Genomic DNA, 20,748 nt, shown 5'->3' on the forward strand with positions numbered 1-20,748 from the left:
TTTTTCCCTATTTTTATCCTAACAAACTAAAAACAGCTCAAAGCTTTTGCTTGTGCTGGCTCGAAATTCCCTGAATTTCCGCGCCGCACTAATCATAGCCGAGACGTTATGCCCAAGCATCAGAAGTGAAAACAGCACCTGAAAAGCAGAACGTAAGCAATACGTTTAACGGACGGGCTACACTGCAAAGACCTGAGTATTTTTTAAAAGATTTTTACCGATTCAAACGATAGGAGCTTTTCCTGGATTCGGACGCTGTACGCGGTAGCGAACTTGCATTGGTTAAGCCTATTCCAATAGTAACAAAGCGATCGAGAGAGTTAGAAAAGCAATACGCAAGGGTTTCGTAAGAAATTATCGCTTTGCTAAGCAAGTTTACAAAGAACAGGCTTCATAAAAGCCAGAGCATAACAAAATGTATAGATTAATAGCGGCTGAAATTCCTAACGGAATTTCACGCGCATTTGCTATCTTTGAGCTGTGCGGAACATTCTTTTTCGAGTTTGCCCGCTACGAAACTATACATTAAGCGTTATGCCCAAGCATCAGAAGTGGAAACAGCACCTGAAAAGCAGAACGTAAGCAATACGTTTAACGGACGGGCTACACTGCAAAGACCTGAGTATTTTTTCAAAGATTTTTACCGATTCAAAAGTTGGAGCTTTTCCCGATTCGGACGCTGTACGCGGTAGCGAACTTGCGTTGGTTAAGCCTATTGCAATAGTAACAAAGCGATCGCGAGAGTTAGAAAAGCAATACGTAAGGGTTTCGTAAGAAATTATCGCTTTGCTAAGCAAGTTTACAAAACACAGGCTTCATAAAAGCCAGAGCATAACAAAATGTATAAGTTCATAGCGGCGGAAATTCCTAACGGAATTTCACGCGCATTTGCTATCTTTGAGCTATGCGGAACATTTTTTTCGAGTTTGCCCGCTACGAAACTATACATTAAGCGTTAACTATAATTACCAAAAAAAATATGCTTCTACCAAGATTATTTAAATCAGAGGACTTTGAACTTCTTAAAGAAATTATTGAAGAAAATTCATTTTCTAACTTAATTATATTTAAAGATAAAATTATTTCAACTAAATCAATGATGCTCATAAATGGAATTGAAAAAGATGATTTCTTTATAGAAACTCATCTTAATAGAGCAAATCCAGTGGCAAGAAATATTAAAAAAACTGAGCAAGAAGTTTTATGTGACTTTACAGGAGCACATACTTATATCTCTTCTTCTTGGTACGACCATATAAATGTTTCAACTTGGAACTATGAAGCGGTTCAAATATATGGAACTGTAGAAATTATGTCTAATGACGAGTTATACAATCATTTAAAAAAATTAACCGATAAATATGAACCTTCTCAAAAATGTCCTATGACAGTTGAAAAAATGGGCAAAGAGTTTGTAGAAAAAGAAATGAAAGGTGCTTTAGGAATAAAAATTATACCTACAGAGATAAAAATTAAACAAAAAATGTCTCAAAATAAGGATGAAAACAATTTTAAAATGATAATTGAAAATCTAGAAAAGTCTGATTATTATATGGACAAAATTATGGCACAAAAAATGAAAAAACTATAGTTAACAATGTATATGACGATCATGCCCAGCAAAAGCTGGTCACGCCGCATATACTAGACGTTATGCCCAAGCATTAGAAGTGGAAACAGCACCTGAAAAGCAATATGCAAACAGACTCTACACGGACGGGCTACACTGCAAAGACCTGAGTATTTTTTGAAAGATTTTTACCGATTCAAAAGTTGGAGCTTTTCTTGGATTCGGACGCTGTACGCGGTAGCGAACTTGCGTTGGTTAAGCCTATTCCAATGGCAGCAAAGCGATCGCGAGAGTTAGAAAAGCAATACGCAAGGGTTTCGTAAGAAATTATCGCTTTGCTAAGCAAGTTTACAAAATACAGGCTTCATAAAAGCCAGAGCATAACAAAATGTATAAGTTCATAGCGGCTGAAATTCCTAACGGAATTTCACGCGCATTTGCTATCTTTGAGCTGTGCGGAACATTCTTTTTCGAGTTTGCCCGCTACGAAACTATACATTAACCGTTGTGTAGCATTAAACAAAACCACAAATGAGAAAAATAATCGGAATTATAATTTTATCAATAACTATTTTTTCATTCACTCAAATAAAAATGGATGGATATATAAGTCTTTTTGAAAATTCAAGGAGTGCCAAGTATTATAAATATGGAAAAAGTTACTATTTCGAATCTTTTGATAATGAAAAAGAAATTATAGCTGACCGAGAATATTACGTGAAATATAGAAAATATGGTTGGGGAGATGTTGATACGACATTTTATAGAAAAGGAACTGAAAACTACTATCATATTGATAAAAAAACTTTTGAAGAATCAATAGTTCTACCTGTAAACCCAAAACTTGGAGATAAATGGACAGAAAATGACAAAAGCTGGAGTTACGAAGTAATAGCAGAAAATCAGAAGTTCAAAACACCTTCAAAAAAATACATAAACTGTATAAAAGTTCATTGCAAACAATTAACCAATAAAGACAAAGAAAAAAGCAAAGAATATTTTCTTTATTACTCACCAGAATATGGATATGTCGGAAATGTAAACTCAAAAGGAAAAATATTGAGTTATTTAAGTGAAGTAAAGTTGAATGCCAAAGAAGGAGATAAAATAGGAGGAAAATAACGCTACACAACACGGTGTATAAAACATAGCTAATAAGTGCTTAACCGAAAGGTTTGTGTATATTTAGAAAGTCCGCCAAATTTTTAATTTGGCTTTTTAAAAGAGAAAAAATAAAAACAAAATATAAAAATTCGGCTCTGTGTTAATCCGAAAAGTTCGTGTCTTTTTGCACGCTACGTTCCATACACAAGTCCGTTGTAGTGCATCGCCAATATGAAAGAAAAAATCATCGAAAATATTGCCCGATTAAGTCTTCACGATTCTCACATTGAAAAAATTGAGATAACTAAAGATAAACTAATCTTGACTATAGATTGGGCTAAATTGGATAACTATCTAGAAAAAGAAATTGATGAAGGATTAATTCTTGGGAAATGTGAACTTGTGTTTGACGGAATTAATGAAGAGAAATTAAGGTTAGATTTCTCGGGAATTCCAGGCAAAGAAAACATTGAACCGAAAGAAATTCAGTTTGACATTGAATTATTTCATGATTGGTTGATTCTTGAAAACAAAGCCATCTCAAAAAACAAGTATTGTATAAGTGGTTTAATTGACCTTGACAATGGTTCTGCTTGGTTGGATTGGAGTTTTTTATTTTCCAACTTCAAATTGACTTGGAACAATTCAATTACTTGGATAGAATGGCAAAATGGAAAATTTGTAAATGAATAATAACGACACTACAACACTATCATATAGCAAATTGGCGATTAGTGTTTAATCCAAAGGTTGTTGTCTGTTTGCGAAGTCGCCAAATCTTGTGATTTGGTATTAAAGGAGAAAAATTAAAACAAAATACAAAATATTTGGCTTGTGGTTAAACCGAAAGTAATCGCTTATTTTCTGCTCAACTTGCCATATATTTAACGTTACCTGCAATTAAACACAACAGAACGTAAGAAATGAATCCAACAAATTTTCAACCGCCAACATATTTTGAGAATATCGTTTCATATGATAACAAATCCTATTTTAAAGGGATTGATAAAAATATTGAATGGAGAGGACAAATAAAATCACTTTCCGGAAATATAAAATTCCGAATAAAATTTTATGGAGAACTGATGACTGAAACATTCAAAGGACATAAAATTAGTGATACTGGTTTAATAGTAGGCACTGACTTTTCACAAACACTTGTAATTGCCGAAGAAATTGAAACAAAAGACAAAATTCTACTTTTCGATGGTTGTAGACACGGATATGATGCAATGTTTTGTGACGAATATACAGATGAGCAATTGAAAAATCGACCAACGGAAACTATTTACAAAGATGAGGAAGGAAATGAAATTTTTGAAATCATAGTCAAAGTTTATTATGGAATTGATTACGATGAAGAAATAGAAGATTTTAAAAATGAAAATGGAGAAATTGAACTGATATCAGGAGAAATCATTTCTGAAGAAAAGTTAAAACGAAATGGATTTGACTATTTAGAAATCAGAGTAATTAATTCTAAAGAAAAAGAAATTGAAATTATTTCGGAGGAATTGGCATAATAATAAAACAACTGCAGGTAACAATGTATAACCGCAATTACGGCGGATTGGCTACGTCCGAATCCACTCCCAATTGCTAACGTCTGTGCTAAACCGAAAAACAGCAACTTTAATCCCGTAACTTCGGTTATACGAACCGTTAGCCACAAGCTAAAACCAACGATGGGAAAAACGAGAAACTTAAATGGAATACCAGGAAATCTTGCCTTGAGTTATTTGAGTACACTTGGATATTATGATGGTGGATATATGGCTGATTGGTTAAACTACATTGCTCGTGAAAAAAATATAAAGGAAATCGAGATTGACATTTTAAATAGCAAAATTAAGCCGATTGAAACGGATATAAAGCCATTAAAAGCGGATTTGAGTAAATTGAGAGGAATTCTGAATAAAGAATTGTCTATCCACGGATTTGAAAAGAGTTTTATAAAAAAAGCAATTATGCAATTTGAAATACCGATTGACAATCCGAGATTTAAAAACACCATTTATTGTTACCCTTTTATCGAGGATGAAACTGGAAAAATCTATAAACCAAAAAAGAGGATAATTGAAACAGCATACGAAGTTGATTTTAACCCAATAAAGAAAGTAAAAATCAAAACGGAAAAAATGAAAAATGATTGGATTATTAGAATTAAGAAAATGCTGAACTAAAAAAAGGCAGTTGTTAACACGGTATAAAAAACATAGGGCATTTGTGCTAAACCAAAAGATTTGTGAATCGTTAACAAAGTCCTCTAAATATAAAACTTTGCTTTTATAGTAAAAATGATAAAAGCAAAATATAAATATTTTGCTAAATAATAAACCGAAACGATAGCACTTATTTATTGCCCAACGTTTCTTACACGGGACGTTGGCATTCATTATGACAAAACGAATGAGAATATATTTAACTGCATTAATCGGATTAATAATTTCGAGTTGTTCCAATGGACAAACAACTATTGCTGAAAATGGAATTAAAATCTCAAATGGAGGAATTACTAAAAAACAGTCTGAACTTCTATTTTTTAAAACCAAATCATTTCCAAATAACATTGAACTTTCGATTACTTTAATTAAAAATGGAAAAACTGATACAACTACGTTAATTGAAAATTACAAGAATACTTTTGAAATAGGTTCAATAACTAAAGTTTTTACAGCAAGATTATTGTCAAATTTAGTAAGCGACCAAGAACTAAAATTGAATGATAACGTCCAAGATTATCTTGACTTTAAAATTAAATCTGAAAACAGAATAACTTTCAAAGAACTTGCAAATCATACATCTGGACTTCCAAAATTACCGTCAAATTTAGATTTTTTGTTTGTTGACCAAGACAATCCTTATAAAAATTATGATAAAGAAAAGCTTGTAAGTTATTTAACAAAAGAGGTGGAACTAAATCAAGAGCCTGGAATTAAATATGAATACTCTAACCCTGACGCTGGAATTTTGGGATTTGAATTAGCAACTATTTCAAAATCCTATAATAAATCTCTACTACAAGAGAAAATATTTACAAAGTATAAAATGGTAAATTCTACAAGTACAAGAGAAAATATAAAAGTAAACTTGTTAAAAGATTAAAACCAAACGGAAATACAACTTCAAATTGGGATTTTGATGTTTTAGTTGGTGGTGGAGCGATTTTCTCCCGTGGAAGATTTATCCAAATTTGGTTTAGCTCAATTTGATAATACAAATAATGAATTAACTCTAACCCAAAAGCCAACTTTTAAAGTAAATGACAATATGCACATAGGACTTGGATGGCATATTTTAAAAAGGAAAAATGGAGGTGAATTGATTTGGCATAATGGAGGAACTGGAGGTTAGACTTCGTCAATGGCTTTAGATTTAGAAAATACAAATGGAATAATAATACTATCCAATGTTTCTGCATTTAATGAAAAAATGGGGAATATTGACCAATTATGTTTTGGTCTGATAAAAACTTTGGATGAAAAATAACGAAATGCTAACAATGGTAACCGTTTCACAAATCATTTAAAAAGATGAATTTGGTATAAATTTTTGAGTCTAAGCGCTAGTTTTCTATAATAATATACGGGAGTATCTCTTAACAAGGAAAAGACTAAAATACTACATACGAATAAGAGTGGTTTATATTTTCTAGGTTTTGAGTTTCGTGTGCTCCGATCCAAGTTCAGTTGGAACAAGAGAAGTTATACCAATGTTCGTCCTAGTATGAAATCCCGAAGTAAGTAATTTACCAAACTAAGCGAGTTGTTCAACCAACGACGTCATGGAGTATAGAGTGGATTTTTTGTAAACTGAATCAAACTCTGAGCGATTGGTTGAACAACTTTTCGATAGCTAAAACCACTCACATCTGGGAAACGGTGAAGATCCTCAAGAAGCATTTAGATTACAAGCTTTATAAATGGATGAAGGCAAAAGAAGAAAAGCGTATCGGGTGCTACGCCAGCGGCCCTATGAAACCTTAGTTACCTACTGTACATAGAGAAACTTGCGCGCTTAAAAATACTCTCGAAAGCGCAATGAAGAACGCTATCGGTAAGCCGTATGAGCGAAAAGTTCACGTACGGTTTGATGAAGGGGGTACTGATAGTTCTAAATTTTTTATATCTTTAACAGATAACAGATAACAGATAACAGATAACAGATAACAGATAACAGATAACAGATAACAGATAACAGATACAAATAGGAGTAGGACTATTAGGCGCTATTCTACTAAACAATTAAGCAATACACGATGAGATCATTTAAATATTTATTTCTTTTTTTAATTATTTCATGCAATTCAGACGAATCTGAAGAAGCTATAATTGATTACTCTAAAATACTTGTTCAAGAAAGTCCTTGGGTTCTAGATAGAGTTGAGATATATGAGATTGAAAGTAAAGATGGTCATGTCTTTACTCAATCAGAGATTGAAGAACTAGCTGAGATTATGAAAGATCTTTACTACGGTATTTTTGAATTTTACGAAGATGGTAGTGGTCTGTGGAATTCTGAAGGGTGGTGCCCAAATTGCGAAATTACTTGGTGGATTGAAGAATCGGGAGGAAATGAAATTCGTTGGACTCACAGGTCATATGTTCATTCTCATTATATCCGCTCGATTAATCAAATTAACGAAATGATTCGGAATATAAATAATGAAAATGGTTTTACGATTCAAAAACCAGATGGTACTTTTGTAGAAGGAAACCGTTTAATCGGAAACTATGTTTGGAATTAACTTTTTACTACCGTATCCTATAAAAAGCACTAGACTAGTTCCTTATAATTAATATTTATTTTTTAAATTATTTCATATTGTTAATGATTAGCTGTTAGAATGTTGATAATTCTAGTAGGATTATCAATATTTCAATAGCTTTTAAATAACTTGCTCGGCATCCTATATGTGATCCATTGTTTAATATGATGGTCACCAGCATCTGTATGATTATACGTTATAAACTACTGTACATAGAAAAGTATGCACGACTAAAACACTCTTGAAAGCGAAATGAAGAACGCTAAATGTAAGCCGTATGAGCAAAAAGTTTACGTATGGTTTGATGACGGGGGCACTGATAGTTCTAGAATAGTTATATCTTTAATAAATATAAATAGGAGTAGCGCTATCAGGCGCTACTCTATGCAACAACTATGAAAAAAATCATACTGTTATCAATAATTGGAATTTCTAATTTGACTTTTGCTCAAACTGGATCAAAGTTAAGCGGAAAAATAGTTGATGAAAAACTCAATTGCTTATTCGGCGTGAAAATTACAAATCTGAATAGCGGAACGGAATTTATATCTGACCAAGATGGTTGTTATAAAATAATAGTAACCGAAAATGACATCCTGGAATTTCAAATGATTGGACTAACAACGGACAAAATAAAAATTGAAAAATCGACTCAAACACTGAATTTAATAATGATGGATAAAGATGTAAATTGTTTAGGCGCAAATTGGACAGAAAAACAATACCGTAAAGTATCTCGTAAAATAGAAAAAGAACTAAAAAAATTATATAAGAAAGCGGAGAAACAGAATGTATGGAAAAATAGCAGTTGCTAACGCCAGTACCCGTTGCTTAAAAACAGTATTTTGAGCTTGTATAGGCTCTTTTTTAAGTAAAACAATAAGGCAAGCATTTCTGCTCCACTTTTTACTTTTCTTCCAATAATTTTGAACGTTATAGTGCTAAGCGAATCGATTCGTTGGTTTGATTCCCCCCAAGTTGGATAGATTTATAAAATCTGTTTTTGTAGTTGAGTAGCGTTGTTATAATAAAATATGTAGTTTAGGGACTTTCAAAACGCATTACTAATCCCACTTCGTACTTTTGTTTAGTGTATTGTAAATAAGGAGTATAGTTAGCAAAGGTGACTGGATAATGTTGTTTGCTAAAATTAAAAAGAAACCTATCAATAGATACATCAATGATTAAAATACATTTCATTACAGTGTTTTATATTCTGACAACAATACACCTAAATGCTCAGAAAGTCTTTTCAGCAGAACAGGTTGATAAGCTTGATTATCAAAATGGAATATATGAAACAAAAGAGGATTTTATTAGAAAGACCCCTTCCTTGCGTCATTCGGTTCGAGTAAAAAATAGATTTCCCAAAGACCACATTGACTCCATGATTAGAAGATGCTTTTTTATAGACTTGGTATTAGGAAAAAAAATTAAAAAAGCATTTGCTGTGGTTTATAATGGAAATTTGTATTTTAGAACAGGTGCTATCATCAAGAATAGGGATAGTAACGACAAATCATTGTCTTCAGCAACCTCTGCGAGCAGTCAGTTTGTTTTAGTTCTAAAAGGCGGGAATAATTATTTATATACAGAAGCAAGCATTATCAACCATTGGCAAATAGGATTAAGTGCTGGTTTAGCGCGTGGAGCGATTTATAAAATGAACGATAATGGGACGAGATATTATACAAATACAAAAGGATTAATTTGGGATTTTAAAAAATCAGAATTTAATATTTTTAGGGATTGTGCTGATTTTAAAGACTTTATTGATTCCCAAAACGTTAAATCCTTTGATTGTACTAATAATAGATTGACTTACGATAAAATAGTAGATTATATCGAGAAAATAAAATAATAGTAATTGCTAAAAGTGAGTAAGTAAAATTGTTAGCTATAATATAAAATAACTGAAAAATTTAAGATTAGTAAAAAAAGGAAAATAGTTAAGACTTATTAAAATGAGAAGCTTACAATATATATTGATACTACTTATAGTTATTGCTTGTCAACAAAACGGTAAAACGAAAAAGATAACGAGTGATTTGCAGACTGATTTGGAAGACGATAAAATCAATCGTTCAACCGAATTACTTCCAGAACCTGATAGGATGGAGAGACTAAAAGGTCAAAAAATACTTATTGATACACTGCGCGTACAAAACAAACTAACGATAGAAATTTTAGTCAAAGAGCCAAACAAAGAAAAATTGACAAGAGTACTTAATGAAAATTTGCCAGAAACTATAGAAACTTCATATAATATTTGGAGAAACGAAAACGGAAGCATTGTGCTAATTGGCGAAGTTCCCACAAGTCAAAGTGGACATTGGGATATTGAATATCTACATTATTTTGACAAAAACATGAAAACTTTTGCGTTTCAAAGAAATACAAATTTCTTGAACAGTAGCTGTACTGATGGAGTTGCTTATGAAAGGATCACGACATATTATAACTCTGATTTCAATAGTGTTGACCGTAAGTATTCTCTTACCGATAAAGACAAAAAGAAATTAAATAAGGATGATTGTGCTATGCATCATGATTATCCAGCTGAGGTTTTTGATAACCTTGAACTTTATTTACAAAAAATAAATTATGATAGCTAACATTAAACTAAGATAAAAAGCTCTAGCATTCGTTTGAGTAAAGTGAAATCGAGTGACAAGGCATAATATTAGTAATGGTATTTGTGAAGTATTGTATAGAAGTGTAATTTTTGGTTTTTCGATGAAAAGAATCTTAGAACGCAACAACAAGTGACAAAGATTGAAATTAATGTAGTGTATACCGCGTCTCTTAACAAACAGCTGAAAAATATGAAAACAATAACGATAATATAGGCTGACAAATATGATATCGAATGGGTGCTCAAAGTATGCTGAAATTGATTTTATTAAATCTAATTTTGATAACGAATATATTGTTATTGCTAAAGTGAAAAATAAAAATGCAGGACTTGGAAGATTAGTAAAGATTGATAATAAAAATATCGAGCTTGGAGGAATCTACACGTTTCCCGATTTCAGAGGTTTGGGAGTTGCTGAAAATATTGTGAAAAATCTATGAGACAAAAATCCTTGCAAAGAATCTACTGTTTGGTGCCTTACTTTTAAAAATCTACGGGACTTTTATTCTAAATTTGGATTCAAAAATTATCAAAAAGAAACGGTCCCCAAAGCGGTAGCGAAAAAACTTAAATGGTGCAATTCAGAGAGTACAAATGAAAAAAAGTAGTGTTTCTTTGTAAAGATTAATAAAAGGCAGCGTACAACATTATAGAAAGCAAAAGGGCGATTAGAAAATTTTTTGAAACTCTTTGCTATTAACCTATACTGTAGAACTGTTGATTTGACTTTGAGAATGATAGGATAAAAATAAAATACGAAATTTTTGACTTGTGATTAAAATGAAAGTTCATTGTTTTGTAACCCCGTATAAGCCATAGCCGAACAGTTCTATACAATTTGAAAAATGGAAATAATAATCACAAAAGGTAAGAACAGAAACACCTTAATTTGTAAAAGAAACGATGAAACACTAACAAGTGTGAATCTTGGGCCAGATATACCGCACCACGATATTGCTCACTATGTAGTTGAAAAAGAGTTCAAATTGGAAAATGGATTTTACGGTAAGATTAAATCTGGTATGACTGTAGAAGAATTATCAGACAAAGAAATAATCCAAAATCTGGGTTCTGAGACTTGGTTATCCGAAATTATGGCAAGAAATCTTCAATCTATGGGTTCTGGAGCCATCAAAATTGAGCAATTCATTGAATTAATACATTGGGAAGCTAAAACTACCGATAGAGTCAAAGTTCCGAATATGAACTTAACAGATATAAAAAGAATGAAATCGGAATTTGATCGACTTTGCAAAAAGTGGAATTCCACCCCTGAAAATGGAGAATTAACACTGGTTTTTGAATAAAAAACGATTATAACACCGAATTCTATGGATAACACTAGCTTGCAAATTCGAGTTGCTGAACTTCGGGTTTGAATCTATAGGTTTGAGAAGAATTTAATTTGATACAGACGAAGAGAATATAAGATCTCAAAAAGCAATCCAAAAGTTAGAAGCGAAAAAAGAAGGACTTTTTAGGAATAATTATGTTGACTCCACTGGAAAAAGTAAAAATGAGGTATACTTAAGTAGTATCAAATATGAATGGAATTCTATAAAAGAGGAAAAATTTAAAGAGTTTTTTTAAACACATTTTTACGGATATCGGTTACCATGGTACGATGATCCTTTAGTAGACCGAAATTAGATCGTAATAGTTTGGTTCTGGTAGATTTTGAGATGTAGGCTTGTCTATAAACAAAGAAACTCATAATGTAGTAGTTGAGAAAATGTTTTCTTGGCGGCCTAAACTCTCATAATCTAAGCAATATTGATAGATTAATTCGATTAATTTTAGGTATGATTTATCTATTGTGGTTCAAAAAGCCATGCTTATAACACATATACGTGATCATATTAGCAAAGCGACGAACCCGCTTAATTGTTATTTTTGGAAATATTCGAAGCTTGCAAAAAGTAAAAGTTAGTAGCTCATACAAAAAAATAAATCGAAAAGTAGGGTAACAATTTGCCCAGAGAAGATACATATACTTAATGGTATCCAATACTAAAGATCATAAATACTATAAACTAGTGTGAGCATTTTTAAGGATAATAATATTTATCTTGATTATTAAATCCAACTATAAGTATAATTTTATGAAAAATAAGTCAGTTTATATTATTTTACTATCTATGATCTTTTTGTGGGGTTCATTTGTCCTAATTAATTATTTGTCTAACCCCACTGGATTTATTTCATATCTAGGATTTGCAAGAAGTAATAGCGGGACTATTTTGAGTTGGGTTTTAGCTTTACTGATAGTTATTTTGTATTGTTTTAGTGCGGCAAAAATAGCAGAGGTAAAATACTATATGTTCAGAATGAATTCGCTAAAAGTACTTGCAATTCTTGCAGCAGTTTTTGCTGGGATAATGGAAGAAATAATTTATAGAAAGTGGATTATGGATTATCTTGATTCACATGAATTCTCAATTATACTACAGGTCATAGTATCTGGTTTAGCTTTTGGAATAATTCATCTTATATGGGGAGTAAAAAACATAAAGGCCGGAGTAAATGCTTTTATTTCTACATCGATATTGGGTTTTACCTTGGCCATCGTATATTCAGTATCCAATAACAGCTTGGCACCATGCATAGTTGCTCATTTTATGATTACAGCGCTTATAGAACCAGGTTTATTGATTGCTGCAAAAAATGATAAATTATCATACTGGTAACCAATTGTGGTATTATGATACATACATATCATGTAAAATTAATTAAACTAAATTAATGGTACTATAAGGACCAGACTATTTCAAAATCCTAATTATATAGATTAGGACCTTAAACTTAAGTATTTAATAATCATATGAATCACATATCATCGGACATAATATTAAAAGAAATAAATTTAAGTGACAGTAAAAAGTTGTACGAACTGATGTTCGAAATATATCCACCTGTGTATAAACATTTATGGTTAGATAAAGGTGAATCATATTTGAATGAATTATACTCAAAAGATAATCTTAAAAACGAACTTCAAAATCAAAATTCTAGATATTATTTTGTGGTGAGTAATAATATAAATATTGGAATTTTGCGAATTCTGCTGAATGAGCCGATAAACACTATAGAAAATGGTTTAGGCATCAAAATACATAGGATTTATCTTCACCCTTCAATTCATGGAAAGGGTTTTGGAAAAAGAATTTTTAATTGGATTGAGACCGAATTTGGCAAAATGGATTATTCATATTTTTGGTTGGAAGCTATGGATACTCAGGACAGCGCTATTAAGTTTTATGAAAAAATGGGGTTTAGTATAGTTAGTAGTTTTAAGTTAGATGCAAACTTAATGTTAGAGAATTATAAAGGTATGTACCGAATGGTAAAAGAGGTGTCGAAAGAGAAAAAGTAATACAATAAAAAACTGAGGTAAAAAAACGACTCTGTGTTGGGTAGATAGATGTAATAGTCTAATTCTTTACACTTTTTAATTTGATTTTAAACCTGTAGTACTAGAAGTATTGAGACTTGCTAGCCACCTATGAGGAATAAAAATAACAGGTTCGAGTCTACTTGTAAGATCCTAGTGGATATTCTATTCAGTTGGTATTTATTAAATTAGTACTTTAATACATAGCACCAACTATTGACAAATGCGTTAAAAATATTTGATGAAAAAAACAATTTTAATCCTACTTGTATTCTTGTTACCCTACGCTTTCTACGGACAAGAAATACGCTATGTTAAAGCTGATAATGGTTTAATCGTTAGAGAAGAACCTAATAAAAAGTCAAAGCGAATAGGTAAATATAAATACGCAGAGAAAGTTGAAGTTTTAGAAAAGACTGAAATTGAATTTTCAATAATTGACGCCGGTAAAAAGGTTAGCGGTGAGTGGTTCAAGATTTCAGGACTTATAGAGGGGACTTCAGTACAGGGATATGTTTTTAGTGGTTTTTTGACAGATCAGGTACTGAAAAAACGTATAGAAATAAAGTTTAATGATGTTATCGTAGCGTTAGATCATATGCGAATTATGGATTACTCCAAGGTTTTAACACAAAAGCAAAAAGATACTGCCAAAATTAGCATGGATTTATCTGGAACTCCAGAAGATAAATTTCTAAAAATTATAACTAAGAATTATAAGAAAATAGAAGTGTTTCAACGCCATGAAAATAGTATTACTATAATGAACGAAGGTCCTCATTGCGATCTTACAGAGTGGAAACATTTTTATTCTGGATGGAAAAAATTACCTTATGATAAAGTCAAAAACTCATTCAAAACATATAAATATTCTGAAAAGGATAGGGTTAAGTTTGATCCTGTAAATATTGATGAGCTCAAAAATGAAATAGACACGTATTGTGGAGAAGGCTGGTTGCACGTGTCAAAAAGTATTAAAGAAGTGAACGACTGTCCAAGCGGAGTATCCATAAGTAGCATATTCCTAAAAATTATTCTGACTGATAAAAATAATAAGATTACTGAAAAAATTATTCAGTTTAAAATTCCTATGGGCTGCTAAAATCCATGCGAACACGGCATGGGTTAATACAGCAGATCGCTAGTGCTAGGACTAATTAGGTTTTTCATTTTTTGGATAGTTTGCGATTTAGATAGGTGTACAATAGAATTACGTTATTAAAACATCATAAAGTTATTGTTTTTTTGTGAGTAAGTCATTTTCAAAAAGTTACCCTCATATATCTCAAATTACACAAGAATTAATTAAATTTAGTCTATGAAAAAATTGAAAAAAAAGGACATCAATCCCGAGGTATTTGATCTGTATGATGCATATGCCCATAATAAACTTGAGAGAAGACAATTTATTAAAAAATTATCGCTGTATGCAGTAGGGGGTATAACCGTGCCATCACTGCTTAGTTTTATCATGCCTAATTATATCGATAGTATTGTTGTACCACAGGACGATCAGCGTTTGGACTCAGAGTTTATCACGTATCAATCCTCAAAAGGAGGAGGAGAGATACGCGGTCTTTTGTCAAAACCTAAAAAAGAAAAGCATAAATTGCCAGGTATTATAGTTGTTCACGAAAATCGAGGTCTTAATCCTTATATTGAAGATGTAGCTAGAAGAGCAGCTTTAGAAGGATTTATTACCTTAGCACCTGATGCTTTGACACCTCTTGGGGGCTATCCTGGTAATGACGATGAGGGCAGGGTACTACAAAGAAAATTGGACAGAGGTAAAATGCTTGAGGATTTTATTGCAGCATATGATTATTTAAAATCGCATGAAGCTTGTACGGGTAAAGTAGGGGTTGTAGGGTTTTGTTTTGGTGGTTGGATATCAAATATGATGGCAGTCAAAGTACCAACACTATCAGCTGCAGTGCCTTATTATGGAGGTCAACCTGCTCAGGATGATATTTCAAAAATTAATGCACCCCTTATGATTCATAATGCAGGCTTAGATAAAAGAGTCAATGAAGGCTGGCCTGCGTACGAAGAAGGACTCAAAAAACATAATAAAAAGTACGAGGCGTTTATGTATCCCGATGTAAATCATGGATTCCATAATAATACGACACCCAGATATGATGAAGCGGCGGCCCAATTGTCGTGGAAGCGAACAATGGAGTTTTTCACTAAACAACTTGCTAACTAGGTTTATGTTTATTGCAAAAAAATATTCCTAGGTGTTTAAGTAACCGTTAGTAAAACGTACCATAATACAGTCAACATAATAATTATAAAACAAGTTTTATTTTGCAAATCAATGATTAGTATTGTGCTGTTATTTATTATCAATTCTTGTTAAGTTGAGCAAGAAGGGGATATAAAACACGAAGCCTTATTCAAATCAGTATTGGTAAAGCATCTTGATGCCGTTGCCAATAAAGATTTATCTGTTTTAAAATCTATACTGTCACCTAAAGGTACTATGAAATTAATTCAACCCATTTGTGAAACCGTATACTCGGTAGATGGATTTAAGAAATTTCATGAAGAATGGTTTAAAGTGCCCAACTGGACAGTAAGAACCAAAATACAAAGCACAAATATAGGCATTCGTATTGGTGCGGCTACCACAGAATTTCTATGCCAAGAGCCAGAAAGAAATGGAAAGCCTTATTTTAATAGACTTACGGTTAGTTATACTTTAGAAAAAAAATAAAAGGTAATTGGTATATCATAAAAAATCACGCAAGCTACATTGAAAAAACTACGGAGTAATGGACGTATAGTAATAGTATTGATTTTTATCTAATTGGCTGTTTGGTGTTGACATATAAAAAATATGCAGCAGAATTAGATGTAACGAAATATGGAAGGTAAGTAGGAGAAGAACAAATGAAAAATCATAAAAATGAATAAAACGACTTTTGGTGCTTAGCACATAGTAGTTTAAAAAGCTTAATCATTAAATAGGGTAGCATGTTTGTAGAAATAGAAGTGAAACTAGGGAGTATTGTCCACGGGTACGATACCAAAAATAAGGAAATAGAAGAGACCTTTAACGAATCAGATTTTATGAATAAAATTATAGCTCTCGAGCGAATTCAATCCATTAGTGAACGCTATATCTTAGTGAATTCATCTCATGGTAGAGTCATGTATTGGGAGTACAAAGGAACTATGAAAGCATTAAAGCAGCGACTTTTGAATATCGGTGTAAAGATAGCGTAATGATTTATACTTATTGCAATAACGCCTATTATGCATAATAAGTTTAAAGTTAAGAGAATTACAATACTTAGTAATACGTAAAAGCTATGTTAAACTATATTTTTCATAAAAGGCAAGCCGAGTCTACCCAATTAATCAAGATGTTTATAGTTCAATTTTTGAATGTTAGAAAACAACAAACCCCTTAAAAAGTTTAATTATTCTTAGATTGGCCTTTCCCATAGATTCCTACAAGTAGTAGATTCAACAAAATAGCAAAAATTAGATGTTTTACGCATTATAAATAATTCATAGTTACACCAAAATAGTATATAAATACATTATAACGTTCCGACGATTTTTTAGCATTAGCAATTAAAAACAACTACAAAAATCTCTGAAAATTAAGTATACTGAACTTCTAGTATATGGAAACATTATCTTAGAAGGAACAGTTTATAAGTGATTTTTAATATTCGTTTATTAATTGTACTTAAAAATATTTCTAAACTGATAAAAGACTCTTTCAATAATTTTTAGATCTTCGGTAACGATTCCAGCGGTACCTCTCATTTCTCTATTAAAAGCAAGATTTTTGCCATAAGTTGTTTCCAAATTTTGTGGAATATCAACTTCGATATAGTAATTACCATCATTATCGGGGGATAATGACATACTGATAACTTTACCTTCAACCATTCCAAATTCTTGATATGGATAGTTTTCTAGCTTAATTAAAACATTTTGATTAGGTTCTATCTTTCCTGTGTTTACGGCCGTGGTAATAATCTTTCCAACTAATGAAGAGCGAGAAGGTAATATGGTAAGTACATCATCGCCAGCACTTACAAATTGATTTTCACCCCAAAATTTCTGAAAGCTTACTTTGCCATCTATCGACGCTATCAATAGATAGTTTTGTTCCCATACTTTGATAGATCGTTTTAACTGCTTATAGGAGGATATTACATCTTTTAAAAATTTCGTTTCATTTTGAATTTTGGTTATGTTAGACCCTTGGATGCCTTTTTGCGTATTGTTTTTGGATTCCTTTATTTGAGACATATTGATCTTTGTATTCTCATAGTTACGCCGAGCTTGCAGGAACTCAAGCTCTTTATTCTCATATTCAACTTTACTAATTACTCCTTTATCGTACAAAATACGAGAGCGTGCAAAGTCTTTTTTGCGAACTTCGATCTCTCGTTTTTCAAGCTCTCTCTGTACTTCTAATACGCGTACTCTACTATTTAATTCTGATAAGGTTTGTTTACCCGATAAACTTTCAATAGCATAGGGTTGTAGGTTTTTATTGAGTAGATAATCAGAATATGATTTTTCGAACAAAGCATAATCTTGTTCTAATTCACCTAACGATAGGTGTTCGGTTTTAATAATGGGAAATTTAAAATTGTCATAGTCTGCATGTAATGTATCAATAATACTTTTTAGTTTTAAAACATGATCAAAATTTGCAGTATTTTCTATAACTGCTAAAATTTGTCCATGGGTAACTTGTTGTTGGTCTTCGATCAAAAACTTTACAATTCTCCCATTTGATTTGGCTTCAATTTTTTCTACAGGAATCTCTGTAGTAACCATTATTTTGGAAGTGATGATATCAGGATACGATACGAGACAACTTGCACCTATAATCAAGAGTATTACAAAAAAGATAACTGTAATACCCCAGCGTGTCATCCAGCTTGGCGGGTTACTCAATATTTCTTCAACTTCTTCTGAGCGTAATTCGAGATGTTCTAATGATTTTTTTTCTTTGTCAGTCATAAGGCTATTCTATTTATTTTTTATCAAGAACTACTGCTTGGTTTTCTAAATGCTTGATAAGCGCACCGTTTTTATTCGTTGCTTTTAACCGTTCTAATTCGAGTTGATTCTTTACTAGTTCGTAATAAGCACCTCCAAGGGCTATTAAGTGGTCATGAGTTCCTTTTTCGACAATTCGTCCTTTATCCATTACCAAAATTTGGTCAGCATTTTTAACTGTACTTAGACGATGCGCTATTACCACAGCGGTTCTACCTTTAAAAAAAGTATTTAAGTTTTGCATAATTATTTTCTCATTATTAGCATCGAGTGCGCTAGTAGCCTCATCAAAAAAAATGAAGTCTGGATTTTTATAAACAGCTCTGGCAATAAGTAATCGTTGTTTTTCTCCACCACTAATGCCTACACCTTCATTACCAATCTCGGTATTGTAGCTTAAGGGCAAGGATTCTATAAAGGGTCTTATATTTGCAACTTGAACTGCATTAGCAAGTTTATCTTTATCAATGGTACTTTCTCCCAAAGCAATATTGTTTGCTATCGTATCATTAAATATATATCCATCTTGCATAACAACTCCGCAACTAGCTCTCCATGCTTTTTGCGAGATATTTTCAAAATTTTGCTCTCCCAATTTTATAAGACCTTTGTTAGGTTTATAAAAACGCATTAGCATTTTCATCAAAGTAGTTTTTCCGCTTCCAGAAGCACCTACAATAGCTGTTGTTTTATTTCTCGGAATTAGTAGATCCAAGTTTTCGATTACGGGGTTTTCTGCCCCAATGTATTTAAAGGTTAAGTTCTCTATAATGATATCGCTATCTTTTGATATATCGTGTACTTTGGCATCAGCAAGCTTTTCTTCGTCTAATTGATCGTGTACTTCTTTTAAACGTTCCAAACTTATTTTTGCATCTTGTGTTTCTTGTATGAATTGTAGCAGTTGCGAGATAGGACTATTTAATTGGCCTATGATGTATTGAATTGATAACATCATCCCCAAAGAAATATCACCACTAAGTACCAAGGAGGCAGAGAAGAAGGTAATAAGAATGTTCTTAAACTGATTGATTGATGAGGATCCAATAGTTTGCATTTGCTCAAGGGTTAGTCCTTGCGTCGCAACTTTGAACAAACGTATTTGAATGAATTCCCACCCCCAGCGTTTTTGCTTTTCTGCATTGTGTAGTTTAATTTCCTGCATTCCCTCGATCAGTTCGATTGTTTTACTTTGTTCATCACTCATTTGAGAGAATCGCTTGTAGTCCAATTCTTTTCTTCTTTTCATAAAAAAGAAAATCCAACCGATCATTAAAGCGCTTCCAACTGCAAAAATCCCGAATATCTTAAGATTGTAATAGATTAAAACAGCGCTGAAAACAATAATATTGAAAAAGGAGAATAGAGTATTGAGGGAAGAATTGGTTAACAATTTTTCAATCCTTTGATGATCATTGATGCGTTGCATAAGATCACCAGTCATTCTAGTATCAAAATAGGAAATCGGAAGGTTCATGAGTTTAATAAAAAAATCAGAAACTAGGGAAATATTGATCCTAGTACTAAGATGCAACAATATCCAGCCTCGAATAGCTTCAATACTAATCTGTCCAATAAATAGCATTATTTGAGCCCCTAGTATTAAGTATATAAAATTAATATCTTGATTTTGAATTCCAATATCTACGATGCTTTGCGTTAAGAAAGGGAAGAGTAGTTGCAATAAACTACCAGCAAGCAGTCCAATTATAAGTTGACCTATTAGTTTTTTATATTTAAAAAGATAGCGTGATAGAAAAGAGAAACCCGATCTACCATCAACTTTTTCCCAGTCTGTAGTGTAAAATTTTGGAGTAGTATCCAAGAGTAGGGTGAGTCCTTCTTGAGTTTTTTCATCGGCATTATTTCCTATCCAAGATTTTATAAATTCTTCTTTGCTATACTCGATAAGGCCATACGATGGATCTGACACGTAAACAGTATCGTTTTTGATTTTATACACTACAACAAAGTGGTATTTGTTCCAATGTACAATACATGGTAACGGTACATCTTCTTTAAAAGTTTCAAAGTCTGTTTTAACACCTACAGATTTGAACCCTAAGTTTTCGGCTCCCTCTGCCAATCCCAAAAATGAACTTCCTGTTCTAGTGGTTTGACTTAAATTTCGTATCGTTTGTAGAGGTATGACTTTACCGTAATGCTTACTAATTATTCGTAAACATGTAGGACCACAATCTTTTGCGCCGGGTTGTTTGTAAAATGGAAAGTTTTTCAAAGCT

22 protein-coding genes are annotated in these 20,748 nt (G+C 32.2%); 20 read left to right on the plus strand and 2 right to left on the minus strand.

Annotated elements, in window-relative coordinates; translation table 11 throughout:
- Positions 1 to 979 precede the first annotated feature (979 nt).
- From ACE939_RS04255 to ACE939_RS04350, 20 genes are all read left to right on the plus strand, one after another.
- Positions 980 to 1,591, plus strand: coding sequence for an FMN-binding negative transcriptional regulator (locus ACE939_RS04255; RefSeq protein WP_378187541.1), 612 nt, complete (start codon positions 980 to 982; stop codon positions 1,589 to 1,591).
- A gap of 510 nt (positions 1,592 to 2,101) precedes the next feature.
- On the plus strand, positions 2,102 to 2,692 hold the full coding sequence (locus tag ACE939_RS04260; RefSeq protein ID WP_378187538.1) for a hypothetical protein: 591 nt from the start codon (positions 2,102 to 2,104) through the stop codon (positions 2,690 to 2,692).
- A gap of 213 nt (positions 2,693 to 2,905) precedes the next feature.
- On the plus strand, positions 2,906 to 3,367 hold the full coding sequence (locus ACE939_RS04265; protein WP_378187542.1) for a hypothetical protein: 462 nt from the start codon (positions 2,906 to 2,908) through the stop codon (positions 3,365 to 3,367).
- 230 nt (positions 3,368 to 3,597) lie between these two features.
- Complete coding sequence (locus ACE939_RS04270; RefSeq protein WP_378187543.1) at positions 3,598 to 4,197, plus strand: hypothetical protein; 600 nt, start codon at positions 3,598 to 3,600, stop codon at positions 4,195 to 4,197.
- Positions 4,198 to 4,359: 162 nt separating this feature from the next.
- On the plus strand, positions 4,360 to 4,857 hold the full coding sequence (locus tag ACE939_RS04275; RefSeq protein ID WP_378187544.1) for a hypothetical protein: 498 nt from the start codon (positions 4,360 to 4,362) through the stop codon (positions 4,855 to 4,857).
- 226 nt (positions 4,858 to 5,083) lie between these two features.
- Positions 5,084 to 5,779 carry a serine hydrolase domain-containing protein gene (locus tag ACE939_RS04280; RefSeq protein ID WP_378187545.1) on the plus strand — a complete coding sequence of 232 codons (696 nt, stop codon included), beginning with the start codon at positions 5,084 to 5,086 and terminating at the stop codon, positions 5,777 to 5,779.
- A 51-nt stretch (positions 5,780 to 5,830) separates the two neighbouring features.
- Complete coding sequence (locus tag ACE939_RS04285; protein ID WP_378187546.1) at positions 5,831 to 6,028, plus strand: hypothetical protein; 198 nt, start codon at positions 5,831 to 5,833, stop codon at positions 6,026 to 6,028.
- A gap of 9 nt (positions 6,029 to 6,037) precedes the next feature.
- On the plus strand, positions 6,038 to 6,163 hold the full coding sequence (locus ACE939_RS04290) for a hypothetical protein (RefSeq protein ID WP_378187547.1): 126 nt from the start codon (positions 6,038 to 6,040) through the stop codon (positions 6,161 to 6,163).
- 769 nt (positions 6,164 to 6,932) lie between these two features.
- A complete protein-coding gene (locus tag ACE939_RS04295; RefSeq protein WP_378187548.1) occupies positions 6,933 to 7,421 on the plus strand; it encodes a hypothetical protein in 489 nt (162 codons plus the stop codon).
- Positions 7,422 to 7,837: 416 nt separating this feature from the next.
- Positions 7,838 to 8,257, plus strand: coding sequence for a carboxypeptidase-like regulatory domain-containing protein (locus tag ACE939_RS04300; RefSeq protein ID WP_378187549.1), 420 nt, complete (start codon positions 7,838 to 7,840; stop codon positions 8,255 to 8,257).
- Positions 8,258 to 8,622: 365 nt separating this feature from the next.
- Entirely contained in the window at positions 8,623 to 9,303 is a 681-nt protein-coding gene (locus ACE939_RS04305) for a hypothetical protein (RefSeq protein WP_378187550.1), read from the plus strand.
- A gap of 103 nt (positions 9,304 to 9,406) precedes the next feature.
- A complete protein-coding gene (locus ACE939_RS04310; protein ID WP_378187551.1) occupies positions 9,407 to 10,057 on the plus strand; it encodes a hypothetical protein in 651 nt (216 codons plus the stop codon).
- A 244-nt stretch (positions 10,058 to 10,301) separates the two neighbouring features.
- Complete coding sequence (locus ACE939_RS04315; protein ID WP_378187552.1) at positions 10,302 to 10,517, plus strand: GNAT family N-acetyltransferase; 216 nt, start codon at positions 10,302 to 10,304, stop codon at positions 10,515 to 10,517.
- 405 nt (positions 10,518 to 10,922) lie between these two features.
- Positions 10,923 to 11,384 carry a hypothetical protein gene (locus tag ACE939_RS04320; protein ID WP_378187553.1) on the plus strand — a complete coding sequence of 154 codons (462 nt, stop codon included), beginning with the start codon at positions 10,923 to 10,925 and terminating at the stop codon, positions 11,382 to 11,384.
- A 1,020-nt stretch (positions 11,385 to 12,404) separates the two neighbouring features.
- Positions 12,405 to 12,764, plus strand: coding sequence for a CPBP family intramembrane glutamic endopeptidase (locus tag ACE939_RS04325; RefSeq protein WP_378187554.1), 360 nt, complete (start codon positions 12,405 to 12,407; stop codon positions 12,762 to 12,764).
- A gap of 134 nt (positions 12,765 to 12,898) precedes the next feature.
- Positions 12,899 to 13,450 (plus strand): GNAT family N-acetyltransferase, encoded by a 552-nt coding sequence (locus tag ACE939_RS04330; RefSeq protein WP_378187555.1) that lies wholly within the window; start codon positions 12,899 to 12,901, stop codon positions 13,448 to 13,450.
- 259 nt (positions 13,451 to 13,709) lie between these two features.
- Positions 13,710 to 14,570, plus strand: coding sequence for an SH3 domain-containing protein (locus tag ACE939_RS04335; RefSeq protein WP_378187556.1), 861 nt, complete (start codon positions 13,710 to 13,712; stop codon positions 14,568 to 14,570).
- A gap of 216 nt (positions 14,571 to 14,786) precedes the next feature.
- Positions 14,787 to 15,677 carry a dienelactone hydrolase family protein gene (locus tag ACE939_RS04340; RefSeq protein WP_378187557.1) on the plus strand — a complete coding sequence of 297 codons (891 nt, stop codon included), beginning with the start codon at positions 14,787 to 14,789 and terminating at the stop codon, positions 15,675 to 15,677.
- Between the two features lie 276 nt (positions 15,678 to 15,953).
- Positions 15,954 to 16,187: a hypothetical protein gene (locus ACE939_RS04345; RefSeq protein WP_378187559.1), complete on the plus strand. Its 234-nt coding sequence runs from the start codon at positions 15,954 to 15,956 to the stop codon at positions 16,185 to 16,187.
- A 260-nt stretch (positions 16,188 to 16,447) separates the two neighbouring features.
- Positions 16,448 to 16,699, plus strand: coding sequence for a hypothetical protein (locus tag ACE939_RS04350; protein WP_378187560.1), 252 nt, complete (start codon positions 16,448 to 16,450; stop codon positions 16,697 to 16,699).
- A 462-nt stretch (positions 16,700 to 17,161) separates the two neighbouring features.
- Here the strand turns inward: ACE939_RS04350 and ACE939_RS04355 are convergent, their stop codons facing one another.
- Positions 17,162 to 18,466: an HlyD family secretion protein gene (locus ACE939_RS04355; protein ID WP_378187562.1), complete on the minus strand. Its 1,305-nt coding sequence runs from the start codon at positions 18,464 to 18,466 to the stop codon at positions 17,162 to 17,164.
- A gap of 13 nt (positions 18,467 to 18,479) precedes the next feature.
- Positions 18,480 to 20,744, minus strand: coding sequence for a peptidase domain-containing ABC transporter (locus ACE939_RS04360; RefSeq protein ID WP_378187563.1), 2,265 nt, complete (start codon positions 20,742 to 20,744; stop codon positions 18,480 to 18,482).
- Between the last annotated feature and the right edge of the window lie 4 nt (positions 20,745 to 20,748).

The sequence above is a fragment of the Aquimarina rhodophyticola genome (assembly GCF_042434915.1).
GTDB lineage: Bacteria > Bacteroidota > Bacteroidia > Flavobacteriales > Flavobacteriaceae > Aquimarina.

Bases quoted from the DNA above. Each gene is read 5' to 3' on its own strand.
- ACE939_RS04255 (WP_378187541.1), top strand. From the start codon at position 980: ATGCTTCTACCAAGATTATTTAAATCAGAGGACTTTGAACTTCTTAAA.
- ACE939_RS04260 (WP_378187538.1), top strand. From the start codon at position 2,102: ATGAGAAAAATAATCGGAATTATAATTTTATCAATAACTATTTTTTCA.
- ACE939_RS04265 (WP_378187542.1), top strand. From the start codon at position 2,906: ATGAAAGAAAAAATCATCGAAAATATTGCCCGATTAAGTCTTCACGAT.
- ACE939_RS04270 (WP_378187543.1), top strand. From the start codon at position 3,598: ATGAATCCAACAAATTTTCAACCGCCAACATATTTTGAGAATATCGTT.
- ACE939_RS04275 (WP_378187544.1), top strand. From the start codon at position 4,360: ATGGGAAAAACGAGAAACTTAAATGGAATACCAGGAAATCTTGCCTTG.
- ACE939_RS04280 (WP_378187545.1), top strand. From the start codon at position 5,084: ATGAGAATATATTTAACTGCATTAATCGGATTAATAATTTCGAGTTGT.
- ACE939_RS04290 (WP_378187547.1), top strand. From the start codon at position 6,038: ATGGCTTTAGATTTAGAAAATACAAATGGAATAATAATACTATCCAAT.
- ACE939_RS04295 (WP_378187548.1), top strand. From the start codon at position 6,933: ATGAGATCATTTAAATATTTATTTCTTTTTTTAATTATTTCATGCAAT.
- ACE939_RS04300 (WP_378187549.1), top strand. From the start codon at position 7,838: ATGAAAAAAATCATACTGTTATCAATAATTGGAATTTCTAATTTGACT.
- ACE939_RS04305 (WP_378187550.1), top strand. From the start codon at position 8,623: ATGATTAAAATACATTTCATTACAGTGTTTTATATTCTGACAACAATA.
- ACE939_RS04310 (WP_378187551.1), top strand. From the start codon at position 9,407: ATGAGAAGCTTACAATATATATTGATACTACTTATAGTTATTGCTTGT.
- ACE939_RS04315 (WP_378187552.1), top strand. From the start codon at position 10,302: ATGATATCGAATGGGTGCTCAAAGTATGCTGAAATTGATTTTATTAAA.
- ACE939_RS04320 (WP_378187553.1), top strand. From the start codon at position 10,923: ATGGAAATAATAATCACAAAAGGTAAGAACAGAAACACCTTAATTTGT.
- ACE939_RS04325 (WP_378187554.1), top strand. From the start codon at position 12,405: ATGAATTCGCTAAAAGTACTTGCAATTCTTGCAGCAGTTTTTGCTGGG.
- ACE939_RS04330 (WP_378187555.1), top strand. From the start codon at position 12,899: ATGAATCACATATCATCGGACATAATATTAAAAGAAATAAATTTAAGT.
- ACE939_RS04335 (WP_378187556.1), top strand. From the start codon at position 13,710: ATGAAAAAAACAATTTTAATCCTACTTGTATTCTTGTTACCCTACGCT.
- ACE939_RS04340 (WP_378187557.1), top strand. From the start codon at position 14,787: ATGAAAAAATTGAAAAAAAAGGACATCAATCCCGAGGTATTTGATCTG.
- ACE939_RS04345 (WP_378187559.1), top strand. From the start codon at position 15,954: ATGAAATTAATTCAACCCATTTGTGAAACCGTATACTCGGTAGATGGA.
- ACE939_RS04350 (WP_378187560.1), top strand. From the start codon at position 16,448: ATGTTTGTAGAAATAGAAGTGAAACTAGGGAGTATTGTCCACGGGTAC.
- ACE939_RS04355 (WP_378187562.1), bottom strand. From the start codon at position 18,466: ATGACTGACAAAGAAAAAAAATCATTAGAACATCTCGAATTACGCTCA.